We start from the raw sequence: 18,850 nt of genomic DNA, 5'->3' as shown, positions 1-18,850 counted from the left end.
ACGTTTAAGCGAATTCTTTCACTATTAAGCGGTTCTTGTTGTCACGATTGGCGATCACTTGTTCCCGGTCGTCTATTGCCCCCAGGGTTTTCGCTAAGCGGTCGTACATCACAACATTCACTGTGGCCGCCAGATTCATGCAGCCGTGGGTCGGGATGTAAACCACATGATGAGCCTGATCGACCACCTCTTGCGGCAGCGAGCTATCTTCCGGACCAAACAGATAAATGGCGTTTTCCGGATGCTCAAAATGCGGCAGCGCTGTTGCACCAACCACCAACTCAACGCAGACGATCTCCACGTCGCTGCCAAGGCCTGCGGTGAGTTCGTCCATTTCGACTAAATCGATACGTTCCTGCATGTTTTGTGTATCAGTTTGAAATTTCGCTGCGCGATTGTAGCGGCTGCCGTTGTAACGTACCTGAGTGGCGTTATAGCATCCTGCTGCGCGTATGACCGCGCCCACATTGGTCGGGCTTTTCGGGTTATGCAGTCCAATAATGACCGTTGACTGTGTTGTCATTGATGTTGTTCTACTTCTGTATTGCTAAGAGTCGAGCGTAACACTCACGAATGGCGGGATTATCGCTCTAACACGAGCGAAGTGCTAGGCCGGATAGTGCATTTACCGATACAAACCAAGCCATGATTCGAATATCTCACTTAAACAAATCAATCTGTGATTTGATTATTGTAATTAATCGCATTACATTGTGATTTGAATAACAACGATTTTCGCATCAAGAGTAGCATTATGTGGATTTGGCAGCAGGATAACTGGCCTCACTTTACGTGGGATAAGAACACCATCGAACCCATGGTGAGGCAAACACGCCTTAACCAAGGCATCCTGTTGGGTAAAATCACCAGTCAGTCTCAGGATCAAAAGCAAAGTATGCTTGATACTTTACTGGCGAACATCGTGCATTCCAGCGCTATCGAAGGGGAAACGCTCAATGCGTTTTCGGTGCGCTCGTCGCTGGCGAACCGACTTGGCCTGACGGAAGAAAGACCATTTCCAACCACCGAGCAGACGGACGGTTTAGCAGAAATCATGCTAGACGCTGTTGAGAACCTTGAGGCTCCACTGACTCTGGAACGTATTCTCCACTGGCACGACAGGCTTTTTCCTGAAGGTTACACCATGTTTAATCCCGTCATTGGTGGCCAACTGCGTGGTGATGCGCCAATGCAGGTGGTGTCTGGCCGTATCGATAAACCGACAATCCACTTTGAAGCACCGGATCGTGAGCGGCTCGATAACGAACTGGCGATGTTCTTAGAATGGTTCAACAGCTCCAAACAAAACGTTTCGCTTGATCCATTGATCAGAGCGGCCATCACCCATTTATGGTTTGTTACGCTGCACCCGCTGGATGATGGTAATGGACGTATCACGCGCTTACTCACCGACTTGGCGCTCGCTCAGGCCGAGCAGCAATCAGTCCGGTTTTACGCAATGTCGGTGTGCATTCTGGCGAACCGCAAAAGCTACTATGAGATCCTCGAACAGACTCAAAAGGGCGATGTAGACATCACGCCCTGGCTGGTTTGGTTTTTTAATACGCTGAATGAAACCTTTGCGGACGTACTGAAAGAGATCGATCAAACCCTATTCAAAACCAACTTCTGGCGTACAGTGGATCAAACCAAACTGACTGCAGAACAGGTTAAGGTCTTGAACCGCATGCTGGATGGAGATTTTGAACAGGGCATCAATACCACCCAATATCATAAAGTTGCCAAAGTCAGTAAACCCACCGCAACCCGCCACTTAGCAGCGCTGGTGGAACTGGGCTGTTTAGTTAAATCCGACGCTGGTGGCCGCAGCACACGATATATGCTGCCAGGCTAGGGGCTGAATTAGCTTGGATTTATGGAGAATATTCACCTGGTTTAATAATTAAGGCGAAGGCGGTATAGTCTTTAGCTTCAACGCAATAAGGAAGTGAGGGTGGTGGGTTATTGAACTAGATATTTATGATGGGTTTGTTGGCGAGTCCGCTTCCGGCAATCCTTGTGGCCATGGCAGTCTAGGAGCGATCGCGGGTATTTTGTCTAAATGTGCAGTTCAACATACTCTCCAAGAAACTGCACGATTAACAAAGCAAATTTAAACTCACCAAGGAAAGCACTGACGATGCCTCTAAGAAAAGCCAAAGTTGATGAATTGGATACCATCTACGCAATGGGGTCCGATGTGTGGACTGGTGGCCTTGGTTTTGAACAATACCTGGCTGGTTGCCGCGATAGTGGAAAGTATCGTTCCGGTACCTGGTATGTGTTGGCTCAAGGCGAGCAAATCGTCGCTTCCCTGATAGTTTATTCACGCATGTTTGGTCTGGAAGATGGCTGCTTTGGCATCGGTTCGTTAGCAACGCTTCCTGAGCAGCGCAATAAAGGTTATGGCGCTGAATTAGTGAATTTGGTCAAAGCTGAACTGTTTAATAATCAACAAGCGAAAGCGATTTACTTGCATTGCGACATCGACTATCGATTCTACGAAAAACTCGGTTTTAGCTGGCTACAAGGTTCAGATTGCATGTGTATCTCTGCTGACCCGTTGGTTTACGAACGCCCATTACCCGCATACTTCTAACATCGTGCTGCCGGTTAGTATTTTCATGTTCACACCGCTTACTGTTTAAACAAAGCACAATATTTCAAACAATTAAGGACGTTTATGATCGATTTTTCTACTTTGCCTGATGAAAACTCAAAGCGATTTATCGCCGTACTGAATAAAAAAGTGGAGATGGGGCGCCTGTTTAACGCGCTGGGTCACATGACCGCGGGGCTGGTCGGTCAAATTGAAGACGTCGATGACCTTTGTTTTCTACAATATCAAGATAAGGAAGGGGGCACGCATCCGTCCATTTCTCATTATCCATTCATCGTATTGAAAGCGGACAACTCCAATAAAATTAGAAAAGTGCGCGAAGAACTGCTGCAGCGTGGACTTCCCTTTACTGATTTTACTCATACCATGATTGTCGGTTCGTCAGAGGAACAGGTGAATGCGACCGCAGAAACCGCAGAACAAGATCTCGAATACTTTGGTATTTGTATGTTCGGTGATGCCGCCGAGCTGAAAGAGTTCACGGGAAAATTCAGCTTATTTAAGTAACCATTTCATCGGAAGAATAAAGTCCGGCATTCACCGGGCTTTTTCATACTCATGAATCACTCATTTAATGCGCATGATGCAGCAAACCGGCAGACATCATCGTGTTGGTCGCGATAGCTTAACACTGCGGCGAATTCGCTATTCGCATTAACGTTGACCTGATGCTTCTAATCAGTAACTATGTTATTGATTTAAAGAAAGATATAAAACAGGTTATCGCTTAAGGATATGGCAGATACATTGGTGACAATGTCAGCATGTATCTGATAGCGAATAACAGGGTGCAAGATTGATCAAAGAGTGAGTAAAGGAATGGCCATTAAATACGAAGAGAAAGTCCCAAGCCCAGCGGAATTCTGCGATATGCGCGTCAAAGCGGGCCTATCGCCTAAGTCATTACAAGCGGCCACCATCGCATTGCCGAACAGCTTGTACGGCATCTCAATAAGAGATGGAGAAGAGCTCATTGCCATGGGACGCGTGGTGGGTGATGGTGCGTGTAATTTTGAAATTGTCGATGTTGCCGTCGACCCGCACTATCAGGGAAACGGCTTTGGACGAGAAATCATGGAATACATCGACAACTATCTCGCCTCGGTGGTACTGGAAGGGTCATACGTCTCGATGATTGCTGATGAACCAGGCTTTTACGAAAAACTGGGCTATCAACTGGTTGCGCCGGCCAGTCACGGTATGACGAAAAAGTTTAAGCCAAAGAGCGCGTAAATCGAGGTTCATGCATACTCAACAAGCAAAGAAAAGCCCGGTATAACCGGGCTTTTTTACTCGTTTCGTTTAACCATTACAGCGAACGCAGCACTGAAGTCAGGCGCTCTGCAGCGTCAGCCAAATCTTGTGGCGTGGAGTTGGTGAAGTTCAAACGCAGTGCGGAAGGGGCATTGTCCGGATTCGGGTAGAATACCGGGCTCGGCACTACCGCTACGCCTTTTGCCAGCAGCTGTTTAGCCAGTTCAAAGGTGTCGCATTGAGGAATCGTCATCCACACAAACATGCCGCCTTCAACAGGTTTGAGTTCGCAGCCCTCTGGCAGTTGTTTATTCAGTTCGTTAGACAATACTTCGTAACGAGATTGGTACAGTTCGCGAATGCGCGTCAGGTGCTCCGGAAACTGAGGGTGCGCCAGCAGGGCATGTAACAGAGCTTGCATCGGTACGCTGGAGTGCAAATCTGCGCCTTGTTTTACTTTGATCATCGGCGTCAGGTATTCGCTACGGCCAGAAACTGCACCTAAACGCAGGCCTGGTGATGCAATTTTCGAGAAAGAACGCAGTACGATCGATTTGTTCGGACAGAAATCAGAAACGAGCGGGAAAGCACTGCCTTCAAAACGCAGTTCGCGGTAAGGCACGTCTTCTACCATCACCACATCAAACACTTCACACAACTCCGCCACTTTTTTGCGCGTCTCCAATGCCCAGCTGATGCCTGTTGGGTTATGGAAATCCGGCACCGCGTAGAACATTTTTGGCTTCTGGTGACGGAATACGTCTTCCAGCTCGGCCAAATCCGGACCTTGCGCTGTTTGCGTTACGGTGACAATTTCTGCCTGCACCAAACCAAACACCTGCATCGCACCGAGGTAGCTCGGAGCTTCCATCACAACCTTGTCGCCGGGGTTAATGTAAGCACGGGCAATCAAATCCAGACCTTGCTGAGAACCCGTACACACCATGACTTCGTGTGTCTGTGGTAAATCAAAGTACTGTTTCAGAAACGCGATCAGTGGCGCGTAACCTGCGGTTGCACCGTATTGAAAAACTTCAGGTCTTTCCGCCAGTTCAGCGAGCGTAGAACGCATCAGATCGATGGGGAATGTTTTTTCATCTGGCAGACCGCCAGCGAGAGAAATGACGTTTGGGTCACTTGCTGCAGCCAAAATTTCGCGAATATAAGAGGATTTGATCTGTTGCAGTGAACGGGCGATTTCCATGTGTGCTTCCTGTATTTATGCTTTTTTTATCTTTCGAATAGTACGACTCGTTGCGTAAATTTGTTTGTCCATTTATGCTTAAATACTTGTCCATTTATGCGATCTACTGAAATGAATCAGCAGCACGTCTCCCGTATTAACGACATTCTGTACTACATCCATCAGGACATCACCAACGATCTGTCGGCAAAACATCTGGCAGACCTTGCTGCGTACTCCGAACAGCACTTTCACCGAGTGTTTAAACAGGTTGTGGGAGAATCGATTCATCAGTACATTCGCCGCACTCGCATGGAATATGCCGCTAACCAACTGATGTTTGATGGCAACGCATCGGTGATTGATATCGCCAACAAGTGCGGCTTCAGCTCGTTGTCATCATTTTCCAAAGCGTTCAAAGCGACTTTTCATATGGCCCCGGGTAACTGGCGACATGGCGAGCAGCATCTCGATAGCAAGCCGTATCTGAAAGATCCGGAAGTCGCTGCCGGTTACAATCGGGTCGCGAATCTTGATTTGCCGACACCGAAAATTGTAGAAACCAAAGAGCGGATTACCGCCTATGTGCGCCACCAAGGCTATAACCGTTCCATTCGTCGCGCCTGGTTAGTTCTTAAAGCGTGGGCCAAAGAAGAAGGGCGCACGTTTGAACAATTGTTTGGTCTGCATCATTCAAACCCGGCATGGGTAGAATTGGATAAGTGTCGTTACGTGGCGTGTCTGGAAATTGATGAGCCGTTGAAAGTACGCGGCGTGGTGAACCAAATGACCATACCCGGCGGGCTGCATGCGGTGTTTCGTCTGCGCGGCGTGTACGGTGAATTACTGCCTCAGGTAAGCAAGATATTTGAAAAATGGCTGCCGAACTCCGGTTATAAGCTGCGTTCAACGCCCGCTTACGTGCATTACCACAAGAACCATTTCCTCAATGAGGATGAACGGTTCGAAATCGACTTCTATTTGCCGATCAGCTTCTTCTGACGTCGCGGATATTCATGTTAAACAGGCAAAAAAAACACGCCAGGGGGCTGGCGTGTACCTAACAGAAGTGGTGTAAGAAAAGGACATGGACCTTAAATGGAGTAATGCGTAAACAAGACTCGTGTTTAAGCGTTTGTACATTAACCTTGCTGTCTTACAGAATTGTTGCTGATTGAAGAAGATTCTGATCGCAACCCACCGCTAACAACCTGTTATTACTCCTGATTGCGATATTTGTGCAGCAAATCAACCGGAATATGGCAGTAATCATCCGGATGTAGTGTCAGGCGATTCTGATGCTCATCGTCACTTCTGACATAGTTGGTCAGTGGCAACACTTCAACCGCGATTTTGTCGGCGTCCGGGCGCTCGGAGATGTACTTTATCGCTCGTTCAAGGTGTGCCGGATTGTCGCTGTAAACACCAGTACGGTATTTAGGACCGACATCAATACCTTGTTTGTTGATGCTGTATGGGTCGATGATTTCAAACAAGTAATCCATCAACTGCTCAACGCTGACTTGCGCGGGATCGAATTGGGTGCGGACGCACTCGGCGTAGCCGTCATATTCGCTTTGAGTGGTATCAGTGGTGCCATTGGCACGTCCGGCTTCGGTGTGTGTTACGCCCGGCAAATGGCGCATGAATTCCTGAACGCCCCACAGGCAGCCGCCCGCAAAATAAATTTCTTCCATTGTTCACATCTACAACGTCATGAATGTGGTGCGACTCTAGCAAATTGACGCGATGGGAGAAACCCGATCAGACACAATAAAAAGCCTGCTTGAACGCAGGCTTTGGCAGTATGGGAATCTGGCTGATCAGCTTTCGCTGACGGCGGCCACGGATGAAGCGGTTTTTTCGGCTGCATCCGTTCGGTTTTCCGGCAGAACCAAAGTCATCACGATGGCAGCAATGCCACTGGTCGTCACCGGAGAGCCAAACACGCTTTGCAGCAACTTAGGCATCTCCTTCATCACATCCGGCACCAGCATCACGCCCAAACCGATCCCGAACGAAACGGCCAGAATCATCAGGTTGCGGCGATCCAAACGCTCACGCGCGATGATTTTAATGCCTGCCGCCGCGACGGTGCCAAACATCACCAAGGTTGCGCCCCCAATCACCGGTTTGGGAATGGTGGTGAGAATCGCGCCAATCAGCGGGAACAAACCCAGTACGCACAGGATTAGCGCGACAAAGTAACCCACGTAGCGACTGGCAATGCCAGTCAGGTGAATCACGCTGTTGTTCTGGCTGAATGTGGTGTTTGGAAAAGTGTTGAATATCGCGGCCAGCATTGAATTCACGCCGTCGCCGAGAATGCCGGATTTCACGCGGCTTAAATACGTCGGGCCAGTAACGGGCTGCTTGGTGATCATGCAGTTGGCGGTGATGTCGCCGGTCGATTCAATCGCAGTAATCGCATAAATCACGGCAATCGGCACAAAAGCGTACCAGTCGAAGTCAAAGCCATATTTGAATGGCACCGGAATACTGACCAACGGCTGATGAAATGCGTGACCCAGATGCACCATGCCCATGCTGGCGGCGGCCACATAACCCAATACCATGCCGACCAGAATCGAAGAGAGGCGCACCATCAAATGACGAGAGCGGTTGAGCGCAATGATGGTAACTAACACGACTGCGCCGAGCGCTAAGTTGTGCCATTGGCCAAAATCGGGTGCGTTGACGCCGCCGGCTAAATCCGTCATGCCGACTTTAATCAGGGAAATACCGATGGTGGTGACCACAATGCCCGTGACCATCGGCGTGATGATGCGCCGTAACTTGCCAATGCATTGCGAAAGTACGATTTCGATGAATGCCCCAACGAAACAGACGCCAAAGATCAGCGCCAGAATCTCTTCCGGGCCACCGCCTTTGGCCTTGGCGATAAAGCCTGCGGCCAGTACCGAGCTCAAAAACGCGAAGCTGGTGCCTTGCACACAGATCATGCCTGCGCCAATTGGCCCAATGCGGCGCGCTTGAATAAACGTCCCGATACCGGACACAATCAGCGCCATACTGATGAGGTAAGGCACATGGTCGCCCAATCCCAACACGCCGCCGATAATCAGCGTAGGCGTAATGATTCCGACAAAACTGGCCAGCACATGTTGTAGGCCTGCGTACAGTGCTGCGCCGGGCGTTGGCTTATCGTCGAGCCCGTAAATCAGGTCGTGACTTTCCTTGTGAGACATTCTGACTTCCTTGTATACAATATTGTTGACATATTTTTCATCAATACAGCAAACACTATGCCAGTAAATTTCTGACCAGTTAGTCAAGGTAATTCAGCGAGTTAGGATATAACGCATAAATATTGGCGCTGAAATGTTGTTCGATTGTGGTGCACTTGCATTAAATTGGGTTGCATAAAAAAACCGCCGGACAGGAAGGGCGCCACGGCGGTTTGTAAAAAACAGAATCAACGGGTTAAGCCGGGTGATGCTCGATCCAGTGACGGGCAATTTGTTCGCGAGTCGCCACCCAAACGCCCTTATGCTGTGCGACGTAATCGAGGAATTTCTTTAACGCCATAAAACGACTGGGTTTACCTATCACGCGGCAGTGTAAACCGACCGACATCATTTTGGGTTTCTCGGCACCTTCAGCGTACAAACAGTCAAAGTTCTCCTTGAGGTACTGAAAGAATTCTTCCCCGTGGCTAAACCCATAAGGCGAGGAAAACCGCATGTCGTTAGTATCCAAGGTGTAGGGCACAATCAGGTGCGGACGCGTTGAACCGGGATGCTTCTTGTCAGGCACTTGGGTCCAGAACGGCAGGTCGTCCCCGTAGTAATCCGAGTCATACAGCAAACTGTCCTGTTCAGCGACCAATTCGCGGGTGTTGGGGGAATCGCGGCCAGTGTACCAACCGATTGGGCGTTTCCCCGTGAGGGTTTCAATCAGATCGAGCGCCTGATGCATGTGCTGGCGCTCTTGCTCGATCGGCATGTTTTGGTAATGAATCCATTTTAAACCGTGGCATGCGATTTCGTGCCCATCTTCAATGAAGGCTTGTGTTACTTCTGGGTTACGCTGTAACGCAGTAGCAATGCCAAAAATGGTCAGCGGTAATTCACGCTTTTTAAATTCGTTAAGAATGCGCCATACCCCAGCGCGCGAACCGTATTCGTACAGGGACTCCATGCTCATGTGGCGAGCGGGAAACGGCTCGGCGCCCGCAATTTCCGACAAAAAGGTCTCGGCGTGCGGATCGCCGTGTAAGACGCAGTTTTCTCCGCCTTCTTCGTAGTTCAAGACAAATTGCAGCGCAATCTTTGCGCCGCCTGGCCAGTTGGCATCCGGCACCTTGTCGCGGCCGTAGCCGATGTAATCGCGAGGATTTGAGATTTCCATATCGAAGTTCCTTATCACTGACTTAACGGCTCCAATGTTGATAACGGCCGTGAAACGATTTGCTGAGTGGCGCGGCGTAGTTGCCACTTTTGGATGTCGTGAGTTTGAGTGCGTGCAATGATTCGGCCAATTTGACGGCGGCTGCCACACCATCAATCACTGGCACATTAAGTGCCGCCGAAAGTTCCGTCGCTAAGTCAGACATCCCGGCGCAGCCGAGCACAATTGCTTCCGCGCCGTCTTGGCTGATGGCTGCCCGGCATTCTTGCAACAACTGTTGATAGGCCGATGCCTGAATCTGTTCCAAATCCAGCACCGCGATGTCTGTTGCGCGAACGCCTGAGCACAGATGATGGTAACCGTAACGATGCAACAGATGCTCGGCTGCAGGCAGGGTGCGCGACATGGTGGTCACCACTCCAAAGCGGTGTGACACTAGGCTTGCCAATTGAAACGCGGCGCCCGCGATGCCAATGACAGGCACCGAAGCCAGTTCGCGCGCGGCATCTATCGCCGGATCGCCAAAGCAGGCGATAATATGGGCATCAACGCCTTCTGCTTCACCTCGTGCAATCACATCGAGCAACGCCGCGGCGGCAATGGTTTCATCCAAGGCACATTCGATACTTTCCGGGCCATGCGCCGGATTGCGGGCAATTATCTCACTACTGGATAAACATACAGATTGCGCAGAAAGTGCTATTTTGTCGGTCATGCCCTGACACGTATTGGGGTTGATAAGCTGAATCTTCATTGATTAATCCATTTGCGCGAACAGCGAGTTAAAGTCCACCTGAGCATCCTGTTTGCCGGTTAACGAGATCGACTGTTTGATGTGAAGTAGGTGGTGACGCATCCATTCTTGTGCTTCGACGACTTTACGTTGGTCGAGCAGATCAATCAGCTCAACATGATCGCCACAATCGCAGCTCACACTTTCGCGCGTACCGTAGGCGGCAATCACTAGCGATGAGCGATAGCACAACTGCTCGATAAACTCTGCCAGTACCTGATTGTTTCCCATACGCGCCAGTTCATAGTGGAACTTCGCCGTCAGTTGAATCGACTTAGAGAGATTGCCTTCATTGTCTGCCTGTTTTTCCAACGCCACCATGTCACGAAAATGCTGCGCGACTTTCAGATTCCAGTTTTCACTGATTTCAGGCACCAGAAGCGGCTCCAACATAATGCGGCTATCCAGCACTTCTTCCGCTTCTTGGCGGCTGGGGCGGTTAACCTGTGCGCCTTTATTGGGTTGAATCACCACAAACCGCTCCAGCGCCAAACGTTGCAGCACTTTTCGAATGCCCGTCCGGCTCACACCAAACGCTTCTGAAAGCTTATCTTCTGGCAGTCGTTCGCCCGGGGGAAGCTGGTGCTCGACGATCGCTTTCAGCATCTTTTGATAAATTTTTTCGTCGTTAGACATACGCATTCTCTTTACTGTTGTATACAAATTACCGTTGCAATATGTATACCATGTTGTGGAAGGCATACAAGCCAATAAATCGGTCATAGCCTGCATTGAAGCTTAAATTTGTTGAAGTTTTATGCACTAACTTGTGGCGCGCTGAACTTTCGTGGTGCATTCTAAGTCTAGTCCAAAGTAGGTATCATCACTGAAAGCCAGTGATTTCAATACATTTCGATTTTGGCACGCTCCTTGTATTTAGGATTGTATACAATGTAAAAACAAGGATGCGACATGATGAAAAAGGAATTCCCAGTCAGCGACAGACTCGCTAACGCAGATTTGCTTCCGGATAAAGAACAGAAGTGGGGCTGGTACAGTATTTTTGCTTTCTGGATGTCAGACGTTCACAGCGTCGGTGGCTACGTGTTTGCCGCCAGCCTGTTTGCGTTGGGTCTGAACGGTATTCAGGTGTTTATCAGTTTATTGGTTGGCATTTCGATTGTGATGGTGTTTGCCAACCTGATGGGTAAACCGGGTCAGAAAGCGGGTGTGCCGTTTCCGGTGGTGGCGCGGATGTCGTTCGGCGTATTTGGCGCTAATATCCCCGCGGTGATTCGCGGCCTGATTGCGGTCGTGTGGTATGGCATCCAGACCTTTTTGGCGTCCAGTTCATTTATCATTCTGTTACTGTACTTTTTCCCCGGGCTGGAAAGCCTGGCTAAGCCAACGTTTTTAGGGCTTTCCTATCTGGGCTGGATTGGTTTTAGTGCCATGTGGGTTATTCAGGGCATCGTGTTCATGTTCGGCATGGACATGATTCGCAAGGTCATCGACTGGTCGGGCCCGGCGATTTACGTCGCCATGTTCGCGCTGTGTCTGTATATGATTGATCTTGCGGGTTGGGACAACATCAGCTTTAACCTGAGCACGAAAAAGCTCGAAGGCTGGGATGTCGTGGTGCAGATGTTCATTGCCAGCGCGCTGGTTGCCGGATACTTCGCCGGACCAACGCTCAACTTCAGTGACTTTTCCCGTTACTGCAGTAGTTACCAAAAATTGAAGTTGGGTAACTTGCTCGGCCTGCCACTGAACTTTCTGTTGTTCTCGGTATTCAGCGTGGTGATTGTGTCGGCGTCGATTCCGGTATTTGGCCAGATGATCACCGATCCGGTTGAAACGGTGAAACGTCTCGACTCGGGATTAATTACGGTGCTGGGTGCGATGACGTTTATCTTCGCGACGGTCGGCATCAACATTGTGGCGAACTTTGTTGCGCCCGCATTTGATTTTTCCAACGTGTCGCCGCAGAAAATCAGTTTTAAAACCGGTGGCTTTATTGCCGCGTTCGGTTCGGTGCTGCTGACCCCCTGGAACCTGTTCAACAATCCTGAAGTGATTCACTACACGGTGGATGTGCTGGCAGCAATGATTGGTCCGCTGTACGGCATCATCATTGTCGATTACTACCTGGTGAAGAAAGGCGAGATCGATGTGGCGTCGCTGTACACCGAATCGAAGCAGGGCAAATACTGGTATCACAACGGGGTGAACATGAACAGCGTGTATGCGTTGGTGTGCGCCAGCTTGCTCGCCATCGTCGCGACGTTTGTGGTGTCCGACTTGGCGAACTACGCACTGTTTATCGGTGGCGGGGTGGCGGCGATTGTCTATCGTTATCTGATGGAAACCGAATTCTCCTGGGTGCCAGCGCTGCGTTTGAGTAAAAATAAAGCGTAACTCTTTGAATCCCTAAGGTTAGAAAAGGCGGTTGAACTTCAGCCGCCATTTAAGCACAGGAACTAGGTACTGTTCTGAAACGATTGCACCACCATTGATCGATTCTGCACCAAAAGTTTCATAAATTGAGCAATTCGTAAGGCCAGAAAAATCGCAGTTGGTTATAAGCCAATGAAATAATTTCGGTTTTTATTTTTATCTCAAGTTGGCGCAATCGTTGCAAACTATTTGATAAATGTTTCAAACGTTTCATTATCTATAAGGAGATTCACAATGAAATTATTTGCAGCGATGTCGAGTGTACTCATGTCCGCCAGCCTGTTGTTCGGCGCGACCACAGCGCAAGCCGACCAACTGGAGTCTGTCCAACAGAAAGGTGTGTTGAAAGTTGCCGTACCCCAAGACTTTCCGCCTTTTGGTTCTGTCGGTACCGACCTAAAGCCTCACGGATACGACATTGATATGGCCGCGTATCTGGCCCAAAAGCTCGATGTCAAACTGGAACTGGTGCCAGTTACCAGTGCGAACCGAATTCCTTACCTGCAAACCGGTAAAGTGGATTTGGTGATTTCGAGCATGGGTAAGAATGCGGAACGTGAAAAAGTGATCGATTTCAGTGCGGCGTATGCGCCTTTCTATCTCGGCGTATTCGGCTCATCGGATGAAGCGGTGACCAGCGCGCAGGATCTGAGCGGCAAAACCATCGGTGTGACACGCGGCTCAGTGGAAGATTTGGAACTGAGCAAGATTGCGCCGAGCGACGCCACGATCAAACGTTTTGAAGATAACAACGCAACGTTGTCCTCATTCCTGTCTGGACAGGTGAGCCTGATTGCTACCGGCAATCTGGTGGTGACAGAAATCGCAACCCGTTATCCGGCCAAAGCGCCACAAACGAAGTTTCTGCTCAAAAACTCACCGTGTTATGTGGGTGTGATGAAGGGCGAAGAAGCACTGCTAAAAGAAGTGAACCGCCTGATCACCGAAGCAAAACAAGACGGTGTGTTGGAAGGTTTCTCGCAAAAATGGTTAAAAGCACCTTTTCCTGCGGACCTGGGTGCGTAACGTTAAGGACGAAGCATGAGCTATCAGTTGGACTTTAGCGGTTTGACTCCTTACCTGCCACAGTTTGTGGCAGGGCTAGGAACCACCGTAGAACTGACCATCATCTCAACCGTTGGCGGACTGTTGCTCGGCACGCTTTGTGCGGGAGCAAAAACCAGTCAGGCCAAATGGCTGAAGTTTGTCTGCACCTGCTACATCGAAGTGATTCGTAACACCCCGTTTATCGTGCAGTTGTTCTTTATCTTTTTTGGTCTGCCGGCACTCGGCATCAAACTCAGCGCCTGGCAGGCGGGCGTGATTGCGATGGTGATTAACTTGGGTGCGTATTCGGCGGAAATCATTCGCGCTGGCATCGAAGCAACGCCAAAAGGGCAGTGGGAGGCGGGAAGAACGCTGGGATTGACCCGCATGCAGATTTTTACACGCATTGTGATTCCGCCTGCGTATCAACGCGTTTATCCGGCGATTGTCAGCCAGTGCATCATTGTGATGTTAGGTTCTGCGGTGGTGTCACAAATTTCGGTGGAAGATCTGACGTTCGCGGCCAACTTCGTCCAGTCGCGCAGTTTTCTGAGTTTTGAATCGTACATGCTGACGGCGGCGATTTATCTGGTGCTTGCAATTGTGATGCGCCAGATGTTTGCGTTCGTTAAGCGTGTCGCGTTTAAGAACCCGTCGTTGTAGGAGAGCGCCACCATGATGCAATTTACCGATTGGGATATTTTTCGCAGCCTGTTGATGGCCGCTCGCTGGACTGTCGCACTGTCGCTGATCGCTTTTGTGGGCGGCGGGTTGCTCGGACTGTTTATTACCTTGCTACGTAGCACGCGACACTCCGTTTTTACCGGCGTCATCAAGCTGTATGTGGAACTGTTTCAGGGCACGCCGCTGCTGATGCAGCTGTTTCTCGCCTTCTTTGGTTTATCCCTGGAGGGCGTGGAAGTCAGTGCCTGGACAGCCGCCGTGTTGTCATTGACGTTATTCAGCAGCGCTTTTTTTCACGATATCTGGCGCGGCTGCATAGAATCACTGCCAAAAGGCCAGTGGGAAGCGTGCCGCACTTTGGGGCTGAGCTACCTGCAAACCATGCGTTACATCATTGCGCCGCAAGCCGCGCGTCTGGCCATTGCGCCAACGGTCGGATTTTCGGTTCAGATTGTCAAAGGCACTGCACTGGCGTCCATCATCGGATTCGTTGAACTGACCAAAGCCGGCACCATGCTCAACAACGCCACATTCCAGCCGTTCAAAGTCTTCGCGCTGGTTGCACTGCTTTACTTTGCCATTTGCTTTCCGCTTTCTGCGTTAGCCCGATATTTGGAGACTCGAAACCATGTCGCTCGTTAGTGTTGAACAAGTCCATAAATATTATGGCGAAAACCACGTCCTGAAAGGGGTCGACTTAAAAATAAATCCGGGTGAAGTGGTGTCGATCATCGGCCGCAGTGGCTCAGGGAAAAGTACGCTGCTGCGCTGTATGAATGGCTTGGAAGACTATCAGGAAGGCGTGATCATTGTGGATAGCCAAGCGGTAGAAAACGACGATTACAAATTACGTCTGTTGAGCCGCAGTGTGGGCATGGTGTTTCAAAGCTTCAACCTTTTCCCGCACATGACTGTCGGCGAAAACGTGATGCTGGCACCAAAGCTGGTATTAAAGAAAAGCAGTGAAGAGTGTGAAACACTGGCTCGTGAACTGCTCGAAAAAGTCGGTCTGGCGGATAAGTTTGATGCGTATCCAACCAATCTGTCCGGCGGGCAGCAACAACGCGTGGCGATTGCACGTTCATTAGCCATGAATCCGAAAGTGCTGTTGTGTGATGAAATTACGTCAGCGCTGGACCCGGAGCTGGTTGGCGAAGTGCTGAAAGTGCTGGAACAACTGAAAGCGGAAGGGATGACACTGATTCTGGTGACTCACGAAATGAACTTTGCCCGCGATGTGGGCGATCGCGTGGTGTTTATGAATCAGGGTAAAGTGTGGGAAACGGGACCGAGTGAAACCGTGTTTGCCGCGCCTCAGACCCCGGAACTGCAAAGCTTTTTGTCCGCCGTTCGTTAATCATCCAGATGGAGTCAGCATGACCAATAATCACCACTCACTCAGTGAACGAATTACCCAGCAGTATTCACGCTTGACCGAAAGCAGCCGCAGGGTGGCCGACTATCTACAACTGAATCCGGAAAAGATTTTAATGCTGTCGACGGCAGAAATCGCTGAATCATGCTCGGTATCGAAAACCAGTGTGAGTCGCTTTATTCGTCAACTGGGTTATGACGATCATGTTGCACTCCGTCAGGAATTGATGCAGGAGCGAGAAAAGGGGATTCCGGTATTAACATCCAGCATCGAAGACCCGGAAATTCAACACGATATGCGCGCCTTGGAACAGCTGTGGGCGCAGTTAGCGACGCTGGACGTCACGGAATTGGTTGAGGCCATCGCCAACGCCAAACGGGTGAAAATCATCGGCTATCGCAACAGTTATCCGTTGGCGATGCATTTTCGTCAGCAACTGATGCAGTGCCGCGCCAACGTGGAATTGCTGCCGTTACCAGGCCAGACCTTGGGAGAAGATCTGGTCTCGATTACGAATGACGATTTTGTGATTGTGATTGGTATCCGTCGTCGCATCGCTCAGTTTGAGAAAATCATTCAACATTTGAATGGCAAACCGAGTTTGTTAATTACGGATCAATCCGGGCAGAAGTACGCTGACTCCGTTGCACATTTTCTGGTCTGTCACATGAATAATCAGGCACCTTTGGATAGCTATGCGGTGCCCATGAGCTTAATATCATATCTGGTTAACAAGGTGTATCGACACCTTGGACAGAATGCCGCGAAACTCAGTCGCCATATCTCACAAAGCTATGCGCAGTTGAACGAAGTGGAATAACAGGAACCGTTGAATAACACAACAAAGAGCAAAAATAACAATATGAATGTATTAGCAAAACTAAAAAAGGAGTGGTTTCTTGTCGGGATGGTTGTCGCCATCGCGCTGGCGACTGTTACGTCTGAATTTGGCCGTTCTGGTGGAGTGATCCATCTGGATCAACTGACCGGAATTGGTATCGCGATTGTATTCTTCCTGCACGGACTGGGGCTTTCTCCACAAGCAATCAAAGCGGGGCTGACTAACTGGCGCCTGCACGTTTATATCCAAATGGCAACGTTCGTGGTTTACCCGATTCTGTGGGTGATTTTCGGCGAAGCGTTCCTGGCTTACATGCCTTCTGCATTGGCATTCGGTTTCTGTTATTTGCTGGTTCTGCCAAGCACCATTTCGTCGTCGGTGGCGATGACCAGTGTCGGCAAAGGGAACGTCCCGGGCGCTATCTTTAACGCTTCGCTTTCCAGCATTCTTGGCGTGTTCATCACTCCACTTTTGATTCAACTTTTCATGGGATTTGAAGGCGTACAACTGGATTTGCTGGACTCGGTCATTTCAATTTCCAAACTGTTGCTGCTGCCGATGATTGCAGGTCAGATCATGCGTCCATACTTGGTTGCGTGGGTTGACCGTCACAAAGCAGTGGTTAATAAAGTCGACAAATACGTCATTCTCTTAATCGTCTACAACGCCTTCTGTGATTCTGTGGTGAATGGCATCTGGAGTGAGTTCTCGGTTGGCCTGCTGGCTACATCAATCATCATTTGTACAGTGATTCTGTTGGTCATGGTACACCTCATTCAGTGGGGCGCGCGCCGCACCAAGTTTACGTTGCCGGATGAAGTGGCTGCGGTGTTCTGTGGTACGAAGAAAACGCTGGCCGCGGGAATTCCGATGGCGAAGGTTATTTTCGGCGCGGATCCGTCGCTGGGGATGATTCTGCTGCCCATCATGCTGTATCACCCGATTCAGATTTTCTACTGCGCGGTACTGGCAAACCGATACGCGCGCCAAAGCGAATCCCTGAAGACGGTGATCAATTAAGTAGCATCAGCCAAACCGCTTCAAAAAATCAACAAGGTCAGGCGCTGCGGATTCAGCGCCTGAAAGGAACATCACGTAAGGATGCACAATGAGTAAGGACGCTCGTATTTATTGCTCTCAGGGGCCAGACACGCTGCCCGCTACCGCGCAGGGAACGCTCTCTGGCACCCGATTTGTCTTCAAAGATTTATTCGACGTCGAAGGCTACGCCACAGGCGCTGGCAATCCAACCTGGCTGAAAACCCATCAAATTGCGACGGCCACGTCACCACTGATCACCGCGCTGCTCGGGCAGGGCGCTGAATGCGTTGGCCGCGTTCAAACCGACGAGTTGGCCTACAGCCTCAATGGTCAGAATAGTCATTACGGCACGCCCATCAATCCGAAAGCGCCGAATTGCATTCCCGGTGGTTCATCCAGTGGCAGCGCTGTCGCAGTCGCGAATGAGGAGTGTGACTTTGCTATCGGCACCGACACTGGCGGCTCGATCCGAGTGCCTGCCAGTTATTGCGGATTGTTTGGCTTGCGTCCAACTCTCGGCACGCTTGATCTTTCCCACTGTTTTGAATTAGCGAAAAGTTTCGATACCGCCGGCATTTTTACGCGCGAATTGCGCCTGATGCGCGATGTGTGGTCGGTGCTGGCGGCACGTCATCAATCTGGCGAACGGGTGACGCGCGTTTATCTCGATGCGCAGTGCCAAGCGGTGATGAGCGCTGTTCGTATTGAACGTTTGAGTCAGCAGTGTCAGCGCGCGGGGATTGAGATTATTCAAGGCAATGTCCTGGCACAAAACGGCTGGTCACTGACCGAACTGAGCTTACTGTTTCGCACCATTCAAGGTTTTGAAATTATCGAACATCACGATGCGTGGCTCACGCTGTATGGCGACAGCCTGGATCCGGCGATCTGGGAGCGTGTGGAGTGGGCCAGAACCATCACTCATGAGCAGTATGAACACGCGAAAGCCCGGCAACAGGACTTTCAGCAACAGGTGCTGACACACCTGAAACAACAACGTTGCCTATGGGCAATGCCGACTACGCCATCGGGTCCGCCGTCACTGACGATGCCGGCTGATGAACTGGCGGTCTATCGCTCACAGTTGATGGGACTGACCAGCATTGCAGGACTGTCGGGATTACCGCAACTCCATCTGCCTATGGAAGAATTATTAGAAGGCCCGTGCGGTATCTCACTGATGGGTTTGCCTCATCAGGAAGAGACTCTGTTCGTAACGGGTGAAGCCGTCTACAACGGCTAAG

At 50.2% G+C, this 18,850-nt stretch carries 20 protein-coding genes; 13 read left to right on the top strand and 7 right to left on the bottom strand.

Annotated features, from left to right (window positions below; all coding sequences use genetic code 11):
• Positions 1-4 precede the first annotated feature (4 nt).
• Complete coding sequence (locus tag JIG40_RS20910) at positions 5-523, bottom strand: RNA methyltransferase (protein ID WP_020328610.1); 519 nt, start codon at positions 521-523, stop codon at positions 5-7.
• A gap of 231 nt (positions 524-754) precedes the next feature.
• Here JIG40_RS20910 and JIG40_RS20905 point away from each other — a divergent pair, with 231 nt between their 5' ends.
• The 4 genes from JIG40_RS20905 to JIG40_RS20890 all read left to right on the top strand — a co-directional run bounded on the left by JIG40_RS20905 (position 755) and on the right by JIG40_RS20890 (position 3,853).
• On the top strand, positions 755-1,855 hold the full coding sequence (locus JIG40_RS20905) for a Fic family protein (protein WP_199466026.1): 1,101 nt from the start codon (positions 755-757) through the stop codon (positions 1,853-1,855).
• A gap of 285 nt (positions 1,856-2,140) precedes the next feature.
• Positions 2,141-2,599, top strand: a complete 459-nt coding sequence (locus JIG40_RS20900; protein WP_199466025.1) for a GNAT family N-acetyltransferase — start codon at positions 2,141-2,143, stop codon at positions 2,597-2,599.
• 84 nt (positions 2,600-2,683) lie between these two features.
• A complete protein-coding gene (locus JIG40_RS20895) occupies positions 2,684-3,127 on the top strand; it encodes a DUF2000 domain-containing protein (RefSeq protein ID WP_158129226.1) in 444 nt (147 codons plus the stop codon).
• Between the two features lie 312 nt (positions 3,128-3,439).
• Positions 3,440-3,853: a GNAT family N-acetyltransferase gene (locus JIG40_RS20890; RefSeq protein WP_055452411.1), complete on the top strand. Its 414-nt coding sequence runs from the start codon at positions 3,440-3,442 to the stop codon at positions 3,851-3,853.
• Between the two features lie 76 nt (positions 3,854-3,929).
• Here JIG40_RS20890 and JIG40_RS20885 read toward each other — a convergent pair whose 3' ends face one another.
• Positions 3,930-5,078 (bottom strand): PLP-dependent aminotransferase family protein, encoded by a 1,149-nt coding sequence (locus tag JIG40_RS20885; RefSeq protein WP_020430938.1) that lies wholly within the window; start codon positions 5,076-5,078, stop codon positions 3,930-3,932.
• A 111-nt stretch (positions 5,079-5,189) separates the two neighbouring features.
• Here JIG40_RS20885 and JIG40_RS20880 point away from each other — a divergent pair, with 111 nt between their 5' ends.
• Positions 5,190-6,059: a GyrI-like domain-containing protein gene (locus JIG40_RS20880; RefSeq protein WP_020430936.1), complete on the top strand. Its 870-nt coding sequence runs from the start codon at positions 5,190-5,192 to the stop codon at positions 6,057-6,059.
• 215 nt (positions 6,060-6,274) lie between these two features.
• Here the strand turns inward: JIG40_RS20880 and JIG40_RS20875 are convergent, their stop codons facing one another.
• The 5 genes from JIG40_RS20875 to JIG40_RS20855 form a co-directional block, all read right to left on the bottom strand.
• Positions 6,275-6,754: a peptide-methionine (S)-S-oxide reductase gene (locus JIG40_RS20875; protein WP_024375347.1), complete on the bottom strand. Its 480-nt coding sequence runs from the start codon at positions 6,752-6,754 to the stop codon at positions 6,275-6,277.
• 126 nt (positions 6,755-6,880) lie between these two features.
• Complete coding sequence (locus JIG40_RS20870) at positions 6,881-8,266, bottom strand: nucleobase:cation symporter-2 family protein (protein ID WP_172571277.1); 1,386 nt, start codon at positions 8,264-8,266, stop codon at positions 6,881-6,883.
• A 235-nt stretch (positions 8,267-8,501) separates the two neighbouring features.
• The gene (gene puuE / locus JIG40_RS20865) at positions 8,502-9,428 is read right to left on the bottom strand and encodes an allantoinase PuuE (RefSeq protein ID WP_199466024.1); all 927 of its coding nucleotides are present in this window, start codon (positions 9,426-9,428) and stop codon (positions 8,502-8,504) included.
• Between the two features lie 22 nt (positions 9,429-9,450).
• Positions 9,451-10,182 (bottom strand): aspartate/glutamate racemase family protein, encoded by a 732-nt coding sequence (locus tag JIG40_RS20860; protein ID WP_199466023.1) that lies wholly within the window; start codon positions 10,180-10,182, stop codon positions 9,451-9,453.
• A gap of 3 nt (positions 10,183-10,185) precedes the next feature.
• Complete coding sequence (locus JIG40_RS20855; RefSeq protein ID WP_020430931.1) at positions 10,186-10,857, bottom strand: GntR family transcriptional regulator; 672 nt, start codon at positions 10,855-10,857, stop codon at positions 10,186-10,188.
• A gap of 279 nt (positions 10,858-11,136) precedes the next feature.
• On the opposite strand from JIG40_RS20855, the gene JIG40_RS20850 reads away from it, so the two are divergent.
• The 8 genes from JIG40_RS20850 (at position 11,137) to JIG40_RS20815 (ending at position 18,849) form a co-directional block, all read left to right on the top strand.
• Complete coding sequence (locus JIG40_RS20850; RefSeq protein ID WP_024375343.1) at positions 11,137-12,579, top strand: NCS1 family nucleobase:cation symporter-1; 1,443 nt, start codon at positions 11,137-11,139, stop codon at positions 12,577-12,579.
• Positions 12,580-12,852: 273 nt separating this feature from the next.
• Entirely contained in the window at positions 12,853-13,644 is a 792-nt protein-coding gene (locus tag JIG40_RS20845; RefSeq protein ID WP_020328596.1) for a transporter substrate-binding domain-containing protein, read from the top strand.
• A gap of 15 nt (positions 13,645-13,659) precedes the next feature.
• Entirely contained in the window at positions 13,660-14,328 is a 669-nt protein-coding gene (locus JIG40_RS20840; RefSeq protein WP_020328595.1) for an amino acid ABC transporter permease, read from the top strand.
• A gap of 12 nt (positions 14,329-14,340) precedes the next feature.
• Positions 14,341-14,991, top strand: coding sequence for an amino acid ABC transporter permease (locus tag JIG40_RS20835; protein WP_199466022.1), 651 nt, complete (start codon positions 14,341-14,343; stop codon positions 14,989-14,991).
• A complete protein-coding gene (locus tag JIG40_RS20830) occupies positions 14,978-15,706 on the top strand; it encodes an amino acid ABC transporter ATP-binding protein (protein WP_020430926.1) in 729 nt (242 codons plus the stop codon). Before JIG40_RS20835 ends, JIG40_RS20830 begins: the two co-directional genes overlap by 14 nt.
• Before the next feature lie 19 nt (positions 15,707-15,725).
• Positions 15,726-16,544 carry a MurR/RpiR family transcriptional regulator gene (locus JIG40_RS20825; protein WP_199466021.1) on the top strand — a complete coding sequence of 273 codons (819 nt, stop codon included), beginning with the start codon at positions 15,726-15,728 and terminating at the stop codon, positions 16,542-16,544.
• Between the two features lie 42 nt (positions 16,545-16,586).
• On the top strand, positions 16,587-17,585 hold the full coding sequence (locus JIG40_RS20820; RefSeq protein ID WP_158129218.1) for a bile acid:sodium symporter family protein: 999 nt from the start codon (positions 16,587-16,589) through the stop codon (positions 17,583-17,585).
• Between the two features lie 88 nt (positions 17,586-17,673).
• A complete protein-coding gene (locus JIG40_RS20815) occupies positions 17,674-18,849 on the top strand; it encodes an amidase (RefSeq protein WP_061055626.1) in 1,176 nt (391 codons plus the stop codon).
• Position 18,850 lies beyond the last annotated feature (1 nt).

The organism is Vibrio sp. bablab_jr001 (assembly GCF_016464285.1).
Classification (GTDB): Bacteria; Pseudomonadota; Gammaproteobacteria; order Enterobacterales; family Vibrionaceae; genus Vibrio; species Vibrio fluvialis.
Note: the sequence above shows the minus strand (reverse complement) of the source record. Positions and strands in the feature narration are given on the sequence as shown.